The sequence below is a fragment of the Microbacterium sp. PAMC22086 genome (genome assembly GCF_019443525.1).
GTDB classification, from domain to species: Bacteria; Actinomycetota; Actinomycetes; order Actinomycetales; family Microbacteriaceae; genus Microbacterium; species Microbacterium maritypicum.
In genome coordinates this window covers 3,215,547-3,229,783 of the sequence record NZ_CP080380.1, presented here as the reverse complement: position 1 = coordinate 3,229,783, position 14,237 = coordinate 3,215,547, and the positions used below count along the sequence as shown (strand labels likewise).

The window sequence follows — 14,237 nt, the reverse complement described above, 5'->3', positions numbered from 1 at the left end:
ACGGCGATTGTTGTGGGTCCCACGCAACCTCCACTTTGAGTGCTGTGTCTCTGCGATGTCGGGTTCGACCGCAGGGATGGACGACGCACTTGAGCGTAATGCGCGATCGGCGATTCACCTACGGTCCGTGTCAACAGTCCGATAACGGCGGGGCTCTGGGAATGTTCTCGGACGTGTCTCGCTTAGAATCTTCATACGGGCCGCGGCCCCGCACCGGCCGACGTCGACCACCCCCTCGCACTCGGACATGCGCGACTCGCGCAGAAGGAGAATCCATGGAACAGCACGATCCCTTCGGCTTCGTCGGGCTGACGTACGATGACGTGCTGCTGCTCCCCGGGCACACCGATGTGATCCCGAGCGAGGCCGACACCTCGTCGCGGATCACGCGCCGCATCTCGGTCGCCACCCCGCTGCTCTCCAGCGCGATGGACACGGTCACCGAGTCGCGCATGGCGATCGCGATGGCGCGCGAGGGCGGCATCGGAATCCTGCACCGCAACCTCTCCATCGCCGACCAGGCCGCGCACGTCGACCGCGTCAAGCGCAGCGAGTCCGGCATGATCACCGACCCCATCACGACGACGCAGGACGCGACGGTCGAAGAGGTCGACAACCTCTGCGCGAAGTACCGCATCTCGGGGCTTCCCGTCGTCGACGACGAGGGCAAGCTCGTCGGCATCATCACGAACCGCGACATGCGGTTCGTCTCGGGCTTCGAGCGTCAGACCACCTTCGTCAAGGACGTCATGACCAGGGAGAACCTGGTCACGGCTCCGGTCGGCGTGGCCGCGGGCGAGGTCATCGCCCTGTTCGCGAAGCACCGCGTCGAGAAGCTGCCGCTCATCGACGGCGACGGCAAGCTCGCCGGCCTCATCACCATCAAGGACTTCGACAAGAGCGAGAAGTACCCGCTCGCCACCAAGGATGACCAGGGCCGTCTGCGCGTCGGCGCTGCCATCGGCTTCTTCGGTGATGCCTGGGAGCGTGCCGAGGCGCTGCGCGACGCCGGTGTCGACGTTCTCGTGGTCGACACCGCCAACGGGCAGTCGCAGGGCGTCATCGATCTCGTTCGCCGGTTGAAGGCCGACGAGTCCTTCGCCCACATCGACATCATCGGCGGCAACGTCGCGACCCGCGAAGGCGCCCAGGCCCTGATCGACGCCGGCGTCGACGCCGTCAAGGTCGGAGTGGGCCCCGGGTCGATCTGCACCACGCGCGTCGTCGCGGGTGTGGGAGTGCCCCAGGTCACGGCAGTCTACGAAGCGTCGCTCGCCGCTCGCCCCGTCGGCGTCCCCGTGATCGCCGACGGCGGCCTGCAGTATTCGGGCGACATCGCCAAGGCGCTGGTCGCCGGTGCCGACGCCGTGATGCTCGGCTCGCTCCTGGCCGGAACCGACGAGTCTCCCGGCGAGATCGTGTTCCAGTCCGGCAAGCAGTTCAAGCAGTACCGGGGCATGGGTTCGCTGGGCGCGATGCAGACCCGCGGCAAGCAGACCTCGTACTCGAAGGACCGCTACTTCCAGGCCGACGTCCCCAGCGACGACAAGCTGATCCCGGAGGGCATCGAGGGGCAGGTGCCCTACCGAGGACCGCTCTCCGCCGTCGCCTATCAGCTGGTCGGCGGACTGCGCCAGTCGATGTTCTACGTCGGCGCGCGGACGATCGAAGAGCTCAAGACGCGCGGCAAGTTCGTGCGCATCACCTCGGCGGGTCTCAAGGAATCGCACCCGCACGACGTGCAGATCGTGGTCGAGGCCCCGAACTACAAGAAGTAGTCGTCAGCCGACGCACGAGGGACCGGATGCGAAACGCATCCGGTCCCTCGTGCGTGCTGCGTCGCGCACGGGTCAGCCGCAGGTATAGGTGACCCCGTTGACCTCCCAGACGCCTGTGCCGAGTTCGGCACACATGCCGAAGATGGCGGCGAAGAAGGCGATGAAGAGGATGATCCCGATGATCTCGACGATCGTCAGGACCGCGCCGACGACGATGCCGGCGATCGCGAGACCCTTCGGCTGTCCGGCTTTGCCGAGCTTCACGGCGGCGACGATGCTCAGGATGAGGCCGATCGGGGCCGCCACGAACGCCAGGACGAGTCCGACGATCGACAGCACGCGCCCCGGCGGGCTCGGCTCGGGCTGCGGATACGCGGGCGCGGCGCCCGGCCCGGCGTCCCACGTCGGAGGCCCAGTCGGAGGTGCGGCCGGAGGGGCCGGGGGCGCGGTCGGTGGCGGGGTCACCGGGTTCGAGGAATCCGGTGCAGGCGGTTCGGGGAACGGGGGATTCGTCATGTTCTGTCCTGTCGACGGGGTGAGAGGTCACGCGCCGGCGGTTCCGGTAGCCCCGAGCGTAGCGAGGGCCCTCCGCTCGCACCATCCCCCCACGATGCGCGGGCCGTGGGCCGGGGCGGGCTCCGGTTCCTGCCCTTCCGTCGACCTGCGAGCGGGCGTAGCGTGCGGGTATGTGTCGGAACATCGTCCCGTTGAACAATCTCGAGCCCGCAGCGACCGATGAGGAATGCCACGACGCCGCCCTGCAGTTCGTGCGCAAGATCGCCGGGACCACGGCGCCGTCCCGAGCCAACCAGACCGCCTTCGACAGCGCGGTCGGCGAGATCGCCCAGGTCGTGAGCCGTCTTCTGAGCGAACTCGTGACCACCGCGCCACCGAAGAACCGCGAAGACGAAGCAGCGAAGCGGCGGGCGAGATCCGCGGAGCGCTACGAGGCGATCCGGGTCTTCCAACAGGAGAAGCGTGCCGCCCGCGCGGGAGGGTAGGGGAAGCGCCGTCGGCGGCGGCGACACCGTATGCCAGAATCGACATACCCCGCTCGACTTTCCCTGCGGTCCCGGTGTTGAAGGCGCCGAGATCGCGTCACCGATCCCCATCGGTCAGGGAACCTCCCCAAGGAGAGCTGTAGAAAATGTCTGAGGATTCTCCTCGCGTACTCGTCGTCGATGACGATCCGGACGTCGCCCTGCTCGTGAAGACCGTGCTCGAGCGGCGCGCCGGGTGCATCGTCGATGTCGCCGGAGACGGCCTGTCGGCAGTGGAGCGCGTCGCCGCCATGCGCCCAGACGTCGTCGTGACCGACATCGAGATGCCGGGGCTCAGCGGTCTCGAGCTGCTGGCCGAGCTGCGGCGCACGGTGCCCTCGGTTCCCGTCGTGGTGATGACCGCCCATGTCTCCGTCGAATACGCGGTCTCCGCATTGCGGGCGCAGGCCGATGAGTTCCTGACCAAGCCGCTCGACAACGGCAAGCTCGTCGAAGCGGTCATGCGTCCCGTCGAGGAGGGCCGTCGTCGTCGAGAAGAGGCCCGCAAGCCCGAGCGGGTGCTCGCGATCGGAGCGCACCCCGATGATGTCGAGATCGGCGTCGGAGGACTCCTCGCCGCGCATGCCAGGGCTCAGGACGAGATCACGATCCTCACTCTCTCCCGCGGAGCGCGAGGGGGAGATGCCGACAGTCGGCAGAACGAGTCCCTGGCGTCTGCCGACATGCTGGGCGCCCGTCTCTTCCTGAAGGATCTCGTCGACACCGAGATCTCGGGAGGCGGCTCCACCGTCCGGATCATCGAAGAGGTCGTGCAGGAGATCCAGCCGACGATCGTCTACACCCACTCGAGCCACGACCGCCATCAGGATCACCGCGCCGTGAGCGAGGCGACCATCGTGGCCACGCGGCGCGTGGGAACGGTGGCGTGCTACCAGAGCCCGTCATCGACGATCGACTTCCGCCCCACGCGATTCGTTCGCATCGATAACTTCCTCGACGACAAGCTCCGGCTGCTCGAACGCTTCGGCGCCCAGACCGCGAGTCGTGACTACCTGGAACCCGAGTTCGTCACCGCGACGGCGCGGTACTGGTCGAGGTTCGGCGGGGGCACCGCCGTCGAACCCCTGGAAGTGGTGCGCGAGACAGCCGAGTTCATCGGCGCCCACGAACTCACGCGACGGGAGAGCTGATGACCAAGCGGGTGCTGGTGACGGGTGCGGGCGGACCGGCGGGTGTCGCCGTCATCCGGTCGCTGCTTCGTCGATCGGATCTGACCGTGTTCGCCGCCGACATGGACGGCTGGGCGAGCGGCATCTACCTCGTGCCTCCGGCGCAGCGTCGGCTGGTGCCGCCGGGGAGGGATGACGACTTCGTGCCGGCGATCGCCCGGATGGTCGCGGAAGACGACCTCGACCTGGTGATCTCGACCGTCGACGTCGAACTCATCGCCCTCGCGGGTCGGCGCGACGAGCTGGCCCCCGCCGTCCTGGCAGCGCCCTCGGCGGAACAGTACGAGAACCTGCGCGCCGTCGTCGATGCGCACTGCCCGGTGCTCGACCTGTTCGCCGCGCCCGTTCCGACCTCGAGCGTTCTCGCCTGAGCGGAGTTCGGAGCATCGCGGCTCCGCCTGATAGCCTGGTCGGCTCGGCATGCGCGGGCGGAAGGACGGCCACGCACCGTGGGCTCTATCGATGTATCCAGCGTCTCCTTGACGCTCCCTGACGGCAGACCGCTTCTCGATGAGGCGAGCTTCCGTGTCGGCGCCGGCTCGACGAGCGCGCTGATCGGCCCGAACGGCGCAGGGAAGACCACCATGCTGCGGATCATCCGCGGTGACCAGGCCGCCGATGACGGCGTCGTCACGATCGACGGCGGGCTCGGTGTCATGGACCAGTTCGTCGGCCACGGCGAGGCCGGGGAGACGGTGCACCAGCTTCTGGTGCGCGTCGCCCCTGCGCGCATCCGCGGGGCGGCCGAGGCGCTCGAGTCCGCCGAGAACGCGCTGATCGAACGCGACGAGCACGACACGCAGATGGCCTACGCGTCGGCGATCGCCGAGTACGCGGATGCGGGCGGCTACGAGCACGAGACCGTCTGGGACCAGTGCACGATCGCAGCCCTCGGTGTGCCGTACGAGCGCGCCAGGTATCGCGAGCTCACCACCCTCTCCGGCGGAGAGCAGAAGCGGCTCGCGCTCGAGGCCCTGCTGCGCGGCCCGGATGAGGTGCTGCTTCTCGACGAGCCGGACAACTACCTCGACGTGCCCACCAAGAGGTGGCTGGAGGAGCAGTTGCGGCAGACCTCGAAGACCGTGTTGCTGGTTTCGCACGACCGGGAGCTGCTCGCACGCGCCGCCGATCGGCTTATCACGCTCGAGCCCGGAGGCGCCGGCGCCACGGCCTGGGTGCACGGCGGCGGATTCGGCACGTACCAGCAGGCGAGGACCGACCGGATGGACCGGCTGGACGAGCTGCGCCGGCGCTGGGACGAGCAGCACGAGAAGCTGCGCACCCTGGTCGCGAACCTCAAGGTGAAGGCCTCGGCGAACGACGGCTTCGCCTCTCGCTACCAGGCCGCCCAGACCCGCCTGCGCAAGTTCGAGGAGGTCGGCCCGCCCGAGGAGCGCCCGCCCTCCCAGGAATTCGACATGCGGTTGCGCGGCGCCCGCACGGGCAAGCGGGCCGTGGTCGCGCAGCGCCTGGAACTGACCGGGCTCATGCGTCCGTTCGACACCGAGGTCTGGTACGGCGATCGGGTGGCCGTGCTCGGATCGAACGGATCGGGCAAGTCGCACTTCCTGCGGCTGCTCGCCCGCGGCGGCAGCGACCCCGACTCGACGCTCGGCCATGTCACCTCGACGGGCGAGCAGCTCGGCCCGGTGGCGCACACCGGCACCGCCACCCTCGGAGCGCGGGTCGTTCCTGGACTGTTCGCGCAGACGCACGCGCATCCGGAGTTCGTCGGGCGCACGCTGCTGGAGATCCTGCATCGCGGAGACGATCGTCGTGCCGGGATGCCGCGCGACGCCGCGAGCTCGGCTCTGGACCGCTACGGACTCGTGCGGCAGGCCCAGCAGACGTTCGACTCGCTCTCGGGAGGACAGCAGGCGCGTTTCCAGGTGCTCCTGCTCGAGCTCTCCGGTGCGACGCTGCTGCTGTTGGACGAGCCGACCGACAACCTCGACCTGGAATCGGCCGAGGCGCTCGAACAGGCACTCGCGCGCTTTGCGGGCACGGTGCTCGCGGTCACGCACGACCGCTGGTTCGCGCGGTCCTTCGACCGGTTCCTGGTGTTCGGAGGAGACGGCGAGGTCTACGAGTCGGATGAGCCGGTGTGGGACGAGAAGCGGGTGACGCGCACGCGGTGACGCCTCCGGGCGCTCAGGGCAGCCGGAAGGGCTCAGCGGCGCGCGCGTCGGAGTCGGTGGCGAGGTCGGCGAGCACTGCACCGACGCCCGGTGCGAACTTGAAGCCGTGGCCGGAGAATCCGGCTCCGACGACGATCCGGCCTTTCCGGTCGAGCACGAAGGTCCCGTCGTCGGTCGAGGTGTAGGTGCAGCTGATCGGCACCGCGGATGCCGGGTCGAGGCCGGGCATCCACTCCCGCACGTAGTCGGAGAGCGCGCGCTGGTGCGTCGGCAGGTGCGGCCGGGCATCCGGGTCGACGGCGTCGCCGACACCGTGGAACCCCACCTTGACCCCTTCGCCGGGTGTCGGCATGCCGTACACGGCCGCGGGGTACGCCTCCGGGTCGACGTAGTGGTTGAACGACGGCCACGGGGCCTCCGTCAGCGGCCGGAAGTGTGCCGGCGTCTCTTCGGTGACGGTGAGAGCCGGCAGGTCGAGGCGCGGGAGGAGCGTGCGCGTCCACGCGCCGGCCGTCACGACGAGGGTCTGCGCGCGCAGCCGGGTGGCGTCGGTGAGGCTGACCTGCGCACCGTCCGCCGTCTCGGCGATGTGCGCGACCGGAGTGCTCCAGCGCACCTCGCCGCCGTCGGCGACGATGCGCCGCTCCAACTCCCGCAGCGTCTCGGCCGCTCGTACGACCCCGCCATCCGAGGACCACAGCACGTCGCCGTCGAAGCGCATGCCCGGCCACCGGGTGCCCGCCTCGACGGGGGAGAGGACCGTGTTCGGGATGCCGCGGGCATCGAGTCCCTCCTGGACGGCGGCCATGTCGAGACGGCCGTGCGTGACGAGTCCGTGCAGCCGCAGAAGCGGCTCGCCGTCGACGTCTCCGAGCGCATCCCAGCCGGCACGGGCGCGCACGAGCAGGTCGAGGTAGTGCTCCTCGCCGTAGGCGTTGTTGAAGTTGCGGGTCGTGCCGTGCGATGCGCCTTCGTGGTGTCCGCGGGCGAATCGCTCCAGCACCACGGGTCGAAGGCCTCGGCGCGCCAGCTCCCAGGCCGTGGCCAGGCCCATGACGCCCGCGCCCACGACCACGATGTCCACGTCGTCGGTCCTCATGCTGCCTCCCGGTCTCGGATCCAGTCTCCCAGCACGGGCGACGGCGGCCGCCGGGTAGGCTGGAGGGGTGACCATGGAGATCGAGCTCGGCCGAGGAAAGCGTGCACGTCGCGCGTACACGTTCGATGACATCGCGGTGGTGCCTTCCCGGCGCACGCGCAACCCGGAGGATGTGTCCACCGCCTGGACGATCGACGCCTTCGGCTTCGGGATCCCGGTGCTCGGAGCACCGATGGACTCGGTGGTGAGCCCGCAGACGGCGATCATGCTCGGTCAGCTCGGCGGTCTGGGCGTGCTCGACCTCGAGGGTCTGTGGACGCGCTACGAGAACCCCGAGCCGCTGCTGGCGGAGATCGCCGGCCTCGACGCGGCGACGGCCACCGTCCGCATGCAGGAGCTGTACTCCGAGCCGATCAGGCCCGAGCTCATCACCCGTCGCCTCGCCGAGATCCGCGAGGCCGGCGTTACCGTCGCCGGGTCCCTGACCCCCCAGCGCACCCAGGAGTTCTACGACACCGTCGCAGCCGTCGGCGTCGACCTGTTCGTGATCCGCGGCACCACGGTGTCGGCCGAGCACGTGTCGAGCGTGGCAGAGCCCCTCAACCTCAAGAAGTTCATCTACGACCTCGACGTCCCCGTCATCGTGGGCGGTGCGGCGACCTACACCGCTGCCCTGCACCTGATGCGCACGGGAGCCGCCGGCGTGCTCGTCGGCTTCGGCGGGGGAGCGGCATCGACCACCCGCGCGACCCTCGGCATCCACGCGCCGATGGCGACCGCGGTCTCCGACGTCGCCGCCGCGCGTCGCGACTACCTCGACGAATCCGGTGGACGCTACGTGCACGTGATCGCCGACGGCGGCGTCGGCACGTCCGGCGACATCGTCAAGGCTCTCGCGATGGGCGCCGATGCGGTCATGCTCGGCGTCGCGCTCGCTCGCGCCACCGACGCGCCCGGCCGCGGGTTCCACTGGGGCCCCGAGGCCCATCACCCCAAGCTGCCGCGCGGCCACCGTGTCGAGGTCGGAGGCATCGGCACGCTCGAGGAGATCCTCTACGGTCCTGCGCCCGTCGCAGACGGCACCGCGAACCTCATCGGTGCGCTGCGCAAGTCGATGGCGACCACCGGGTACTCCGACCTCAAGGAGTTCCAGCGGGTCGAGGTCGTGCTCGCACCGTACGAGGCCTGAGGTCCTGCGCTTCACCGTGACCACTCCTGCCCTGTTCCCCCCGACGCTCCGCGAGGTCATGCTCCGGGGACGTTGGATCGCGATGCTCCTGCTCTGCCTGCTCGTGGCCGGAGTCTTCGCCTGGCTCGGTCAGTGGCAGCTGGAGCGCGCGATCGAGACCGACCCGCCCGCGCCCGGTGCCACCGAAGAGGTGCAGCAGCTCTCGGAAGTCCTCGAGCCCGGCCAGTATCTCCCCGAGCCGCTGGTGGGCCAGCGCGTCGAGACCACGGGGGCCTGGGTCCCCGGCGACTTCATCGTCGTGTCGAGTCGGTTCAACGACGACGTCCAGGGGTACTGGGTCACCGGTCAGCTCCGGGTCGACGAGCGCGTGTCCATCGCCGTCGCGATCGGCTGGGCGCCGGACCGTGAGACCGCGGATGCGGCCGTGAAGGATCTCGAGGCCGGCGCCGACGGCTCCGAGGTCGACATCACCGGACGCATCATCTCGGACGAGGGTCCGCGGGTGCCGCCGCATTCCGATCCGCAGCAGCTCGACCGGATGTCTCCCGCCGCTCTCCTCAGCCGCTGGCACGATGCCGAAGGTCTCGACGTCTATCGTCCGTACCTCGCCTCCACGACCGCCACCGCCGGGCTGGTCGACATCTCGTCGCCGGCTCCCGATGAGATGTCGCCGGTCAACTGGCTCAACGTGTTCTATGCGGTCGAGTGGGCGATCTTCGCCGGCTTCGCCTTCTACCTCTGGTACCGCCTCGCGAAAGACGCTTGGGAACGCGAGGTCGAGGAGTTCGAAGACGAGACCGAAGCCAGAGCCACCGCCGGATAACTCGCGCATTCGCGCGCCCCGAGGTGCGCAATTGTGCGGCGCGGCAGGTCGTTAGCGACCTTCGTCAGGGGTCGCGCGGGCCATCCGGTGATCGCTCGATGACGAATCGGAAAACTCCGTTGAGGATGTCGGGACCGCTCCGTATGCTCGCACCATGTGAGCATGCTGGGAGTTTCCCCTGTGTGCCGTGACAGTCCTGAGAAGTGTCGAACCCGATCGAGGAGACAGCACCGATGATGTCCGCTCCAGATGACGAGAACCGCGCGGTTCCCGTCTCGCACCGTAGAAGTCGGGGGCGCATCGGCGCTCTCGCCGTGACCTGCGTCGCCGCGCTGAGCCTCGGCTCGCTGGCCGCGGTTCCCGCCACAGCCGACACCACGGGCACGGGGGTGGTGATCAACGAGGCGTATCTCTCCGGCGGCAGCGCCGGGGCGGCGTTCAAGAACAAGTTCGTCGAGCTGTACAACCCCACCTCTGCCCCGATCACCCTGGACGGGATGTCGCTGCAGTATCGATCGGCCACCGGCTCGGCCGCCTTCAACGGTGTGGCTCCGCTCACCGGTGTGATCCCGGCCGGCGGCTACTACCTGGTGCAGGGCAACAGCAACGGTGCGAACGGCGCCGAGCTGCCCGCGCCGGATGCCGTCAGCGCCCTGACCCCGAGCGGCACCAACGGCACGCTCGCGCTCGTCGAGGGCACTGCGGCTGTGAGCCTCACCCCCGGCTCCGTCGTGGGCGTCGACGGCGTCGTCGACCTGATCGGATACGGCACCTCCAACACCTTCGAGGGCACCGCCGCCACCGCGCCGGCAGGCAACACCGACGTCAAGTCGCTCAACCGCACGGGCGGCGTCGACACCGACGTGAACAGCGCGGACTTCACGCTCTCCGCCACGATCACCCCGCAGAACTCCGGCGACACCGACCCGGGAACCGGCCCGGGCACCGACCCGACCGAGGCCACCATCGCCGAGGTCCAGGGCGCGACCGACGTCTCCCCGCTGAGCGGGCAGACCGTGCAGGTCGAGGGCGTCGTCACCGCCGACTACCGCACCGGCGGCTACAAGGGCATCGTCATCCAGACGCAGGGCTCCGGCGGCGCGACGGATGCGACTCCCGGCGCCTCGGACGGCGTGTTCGTCTTCCTGAACGCCTTCAACCCCACTCTCGCGATCGGCGACCTCGTCTCGGTGACCGGCGCTGTGAGCGAGTACTTCGGGCAGACGCAGATCAACCCGGCCGCGGCCGGTGATGTCTCCGTCGTGACCGCTGGCGTCGGCGTTCCCGCCGTCACCCCGCTGCCCGCCGCGGCGCAGGGCGCCGACCGTGAGCAGTACGAGAACATGTACGTGGCGCCGGAGGGGACCTACCGTCTCGCCTCCAGCCATCAGCTGTTCAACTTCGGCACGCTCTGGCTGAACGCCGGCGACGCACTCGCCGTTAAGAGCACCGAGACCACGCGTCCGGGCGACGCGGCCGCAGCGATCGCGGCAGCGAACCGCGCCAACCGCATCCTGCTCGATGACGGCTGGTCCATCCAGGTCACGAACAACGGCCACCCCGGTGAGCAGCCCTACTTCACCAAGGACACGGTGGTCCGAAACGGCGACACCGTCGACTTCGGCGACAACGGCTACGTGCTGCAGTGGGGCTTCAACGACTGGCGCCTGCAGCCGGTCGTGCCGATCGACGACTCCTCGTCGGCCGACCTCAAGGTCGGCTTCGAGGCGACGAACCCCCGCACCGACAGCGCACCGTCCGTGGGCGGCGACGTCCAGGTGGCGTCCTTCAACGTCTACAACTACTTCACGACGCTGAAGAGCGAGAACTCGAGCGCTCGGGGCGCGGCGAACGTGGCGCAGTTCGCGATCCAGAAGTCCAAGATCGTCGCGGCGATCAACGGACTCGACGCCGACATCGTCTCGCTCATGGAGATCGAGAATTCGGTCAAGCTGGGCAAGCCCATCGACACGGCCCTCAAAGACTTGGTCGCCGGGCTCAACGCCGACGCCGGCAGCGACGTGTGGGGTTACGTGCCCACGCCCTCCGCGTTGAACGACGCGGCGACCACCGACTTCATCACCAACGCGATCATCTACAAGAAGGACGCGGTCAAGCGTGTCGGCGACAGCGCCACCGTCACCGACGAGACGGTGTGGGGCAACGCCCGCGAGCCGATCGCCCAGGCGTTCGACATCGACGGCCGCGTCGTCACCGTCGTCGCGAACCACCTGAAGTCGAAGTCGCCGCCCGAGGGCGCGGGGGCGGAGCCGGCCGACGGCCAGGGCTTCTTCAACGCCGACCGCGTGAAGCAGGCGAACGCGATCCTCACCTTCACCGCTGAGCTCGAGCAGACGACCGGTAGCGGCGACATGCTGCTGATCGGCGACTTCAACGCCTACGGCAAGGAAGACCCGATCGACGTCTTCACCTCCAACGGGTGGAGCGACCTCGTCGCCGACAAGGCCTCCGGTCAGTACACGTACACGTTCGACGGCGAGCTCGGCTCGCTCGACCACGTGATCGCGTCGCCGTCGCTCGCCTCGTCGATCACGGGCGCGGGCGTGTGGGGCATCAACTCGCCGGAGTGGAGCGACCGCGGCTACGCGTTCGGTGCCACCGAGCAGGGAACGCCCTACCGCTCCAGCGACCACGACCCGATCATCGTGGGCGTCTCCTCGGAGATCCCGCCCGTGAGCATCGACGTCGTCACGGTCAACGACTTCCACGGTCGGATCGAGGCCGACGGCGCTGCCGCGGGTGCTGCGGTCCTCGCCGGTGCGGTCAAGCAGTTCCGCGAGGCGAACCCGAACACGATCTTCGCCGGAGCCGGCGATCTGATCGGTGCATCCACGTTCACCTCCTTCATCAACGACGACAACCCCACGATCGACGCGCTCAACGCGGCCGGCCTCGACGTCAGTGCGGCGGGCAACCACGAGTTCGACCAGGGCTGGGAAGACCTTCGCGACCGCGTGCAGGAGCGCGCGGACTGGGAGTACATCTCCTCGAACGTGTTCGTCACCGAGACCGGCGAGCCCGCGCTCGCACCGGCCTGGGTGAAGGAGCTCGACGGGGTCAGGGTCGGATTCGTCGGTGCGGTCACCGAAGACCTCGACTCGCTCGTCTCGCCCGAGGGCATCAAGGACCTCGAGGTCCGCAGCATCGTCGACTCCGTGAACGCGGTGGCCGACGATCTGCGCGACGGCGACGAGTCCAACGGCGAGGCGGATGTCGTCATCCTGCTCGTCCACGAGGGCGCTTCCAGCGTCGAGCTGTCCAGCATCACGCCGGACTCGCCCCTGGGCGAGATCGTCTACGGCGTCGATGACGACGTGGATGCCATCGTGTCGGCGCACACCCACCTCGCCTACAACCACGTGATCGACGGCCGTCCGGTCGTCTCCGCGGGGCAGTACGGCGAGAACCTGGGCCTGATGAACATCAAGGTCGACCCGAAGACGAAGGACTTGATCTCGATCACCAACGAGATCAAGCCCCTCACCGCTGCGGGCAAGCCGCTGTATCCGGCCGTCCCCGAGGTGGCCGACATCGTCGCCAAGGCGAAGGCCGAGGCCGATGTGCTGGGCGCGATCAAGGTCGGAGACATCACCGCCGACTTCAACCGCGCGCGTCAGACGAACGGATCCGAGAACCGCGGTGGCGAGTCCACCATCGGCAACTTCGTCGCCGACGTGCAGAAGTGGTCCACGGGTGCCGATGTGGCGATCATGAACCCGGGTGGTATCCGGGCGAACCTCACGTACGCTTCGGCCGGAGCATCCGATCCCGATGGCAACGTCACGTACCGCGAGGCGGCGACGGTCCAGCCGTTCGCGAACACGCTGGTGACGCTGACGCTCACGGGTGCGCAGCTGAAGGGCGTGCTCGAGGAGCAGTGGCAGCCGGCGGGTTCGGCTCGCCCGTTCCTGAAGCTCGGCGTCTCGGAGGGGCTGGTCTACACCTACGACCCCGCCGCGGCACAGGGGTCACGGATCACCTCGATCACGCTCAACGGCACACCGCTCGACCCGGCGGCGAACTACACCGTCGCTGCCAACTCGTTCCTCGCGGCCGGTGGAGACAACTTCTTCACCTTCAAGCAGGGCACGGGCAAGCGCGACACCGGCAAGATCGATCTGCAGTCCATGGTCGACTGGTTCGACGCGAACAAGACAGCGAGCCCCGACTACGCCCAGCGCGCGGTCGGCGTGGCGGTCACCCCCGCGGACGCCGACGGCTACAGCGCCGGCGACCAGGTCACCGTGTCGCTCTCCTCGCTGGCGTTCAGCGCCGGTGAGCCGGCCCCGGGTGAGGTGTCGCTGTCGCTCGGCGGCACGCAGCTCGCGGCCGGTGCGATCGACCCGTCGGTGGTCGACACCACCGACGAGGGCGGGCGCGCCAGCCTGACCTTCACGGTGCCGTCCGGCGTGTTCGGTGAGCAGGTGCTCACCGTCGCCGTCGCCGGTACCGGAACCACGGTGCAGGTGCCGTTCACGATCGCCGGCGAAGAGGAGTTCGCGGGAACGATCGCGCTCGGCTCGTCCAAGGTGACCGCGGGCAAGAACCTCAAGGTCACCGGGGAGGGCTACGCGCCCGGCGAGACCGTGAGCATCGAGCTGCGTCCGAAGAAGGGCAAGCCGGTGCAGGTCGGCACGGTCCAGGTGCGCGCAGACGGCACGTTCAGCACCTCGGTCACCGTTCCCAAGAGCGCCCCGTCGGGCAAGTACACCGTCGCGGCGTCGCAGGCCGACGGAGACGCGGCCACAGCCACCGTCACCGTCAACCGCGCCGGAGGCATCATCGGTGCGATCCTCGACTGGCTCTGGGAACTGCTGACCCGGTGGTTCTGATCCGGGAAGAGCGGAACTGATCCGGTAACCGGATGACACGGACGAAGGCCGTCGGGTGCGAACCCGGCGGCCTTCGTCGTCTCCTCTCCGATGCGCCGGCGACCGGATTCGACACGATTTCCCGACG

10 protein-coding genes are annotated in these 14,237 nt (G+C 69.0%); 8 read left to right on the top strand and 2 right to left on the bottom strand.

The genetic code is table 11. The features are described 5' to 3' along the window. Window positions 1-275: 275 nt before the first annotated feature. Window positions 276-1,778 (top strand): IMP dehydrogenase, encoded by a 1,503-nt coding sequence (gene guaB, locus KY497_RS15975; RefSeq protein WP_219869499.1) that lies wholly within the window; start codon window positions 276-278, stop codon window positions 1,776-1,778. Window positions 1,779-1,850: 72 nt separating this feature from the next. Here the strand turns inward: guaB and KY497_RS15970 are convergent, their stop codons facing one another. Then, window positions 1,851-2,294 carry a DUF4190 domain-containing protein gene (locus tag KY497_RS15970; protein ID WP_219869498.1) on the bottom strand — a complete coding sequence of 148 codons (444 nt, stop codon included), beginning with the start codon at window positions 2,292-2,294 and terminating at the stop codon, window positions 1,851-1,853. 170 nt (window positions 2,295-2,464) lie between these two features. On the opposite strand from KY497_RS15970, the gene KY497_RS15965 reads away from it, so the two are divergent. The 4 genes from KY497_RS15965 to KY497_RS15945 all read left to right on the top strand — a co-directional run bounded on the left by KY497_RS15965 (window position 2,465) and on the right by KY497_RS15945 (window position 6,146). Then, entirely contained in the window at window positions 2,465-2,779 is a 315-nt protein-coding gene (locus KY497_RS15965) for a DUF2277 domain-containing protein (protein ID WP_055870406.1), read from the top strand. 146 nt (window positions 2,780-2,925) lie between these two features. Continuing rightward, window positions 2,926-3,969 carry a response regulator gene (locus tag KY497_RS15960; protein WP_219869497.1) on the top strand — a complete coding sequence of 348 codons (1,044 nt, stop codon included), beginning with the start codon at window positions 2,926-2,928 and terminating at the stop codon, window positions 3,967-3,969. Then, window positions 3,969-4,379 (top strand): hypothetical protein, encoded by a 411-nt coding sequence (locus KY497_RS15955; protein WP_306300809.1) that lies wholly within the window; start codon window positions 3,969-3,971, stop codon window positions 4,377-4,379. Before KY497_RS15960 ends, KY497_RS15955 begins: the two co-directional genes overlap by 1 nt. 78 nt (window positions 4,380-4,457) lie before the next feature. Then, window positions 4,458-6,146, top strand: coding sequence for an ABC-F family ATP-binding cassette domain-containing protein (locus KY497_RS15945; RefSeq protein WP_219869496.1), 1,689 nt, complete (start codon window positions 4,458-4,460; stop codon window positions 6,144-6,146). 13 nt (window positions 6,147-6,159) lie between these two features. On the opposite strand, the gene KY497_RS15940 is transcribed toward KY497_RS15945, so the two are convergent. Then, complete coding sequence (locus tag KY497_RS15940) at window positions 6,160-7,245, bottom strand: FAD-dependent oxidoreductase (protein WP_219869495.1); 1,086 nt, start codon at window positions 7,243-7,245, stop codon at window positions 6,160-6,162. A 73-nt stretch (window positions 7,246-7,318) separates the two neighbouring features. Between KY497_RS15940 and KY497_RS15935 the strand changes: the two genes are divergently transcribed. From KY497_RS15935 to KY497_RS15925, 3 genes are all read left to right on the top strand, one after another. Further along, window positions 7,319-8,434 (top strand): GuaB3 family IMP dehydrogenase-related protein, encoded by a 1,116-nt coding sequence (locus KY497_RS15935; protein ID WP_219870367.1) that lies wholly within the window; start codon window positions 7,319-7,321, stop codon window positions 8,432-8,434. A 58-nt stretch (window positions 8,435-8,492) separates the two neighbouring features. Further along, the gene (locus KY497_RS15930; protein WP_218682402.1) at window positions 8,493-9,257 is read left to right on the top strand and encodes an SURF1 family protein; all 765 of its coding nucleotides are present in this window, start codon (window positions 8,493-8,495) and stop codon (window positions 9,255-9,257) included. A gap of 233 nt (window positions 9,258-9,490) precedes the next feature. Beyond that, window positions 9,491-14,110, top strand: a complete 4,620-nt coding sequence (locus KY497_RS15925) for an ExeM/NucH family extracellular endonuclease (RefSeq protein ID WP_219869494.1) — start codon at window positions 9,491-9,493, stop codon at window positions 14,108-14,110. Window positions 14,111-14,237: the final 127 nt, after the last annotated feature.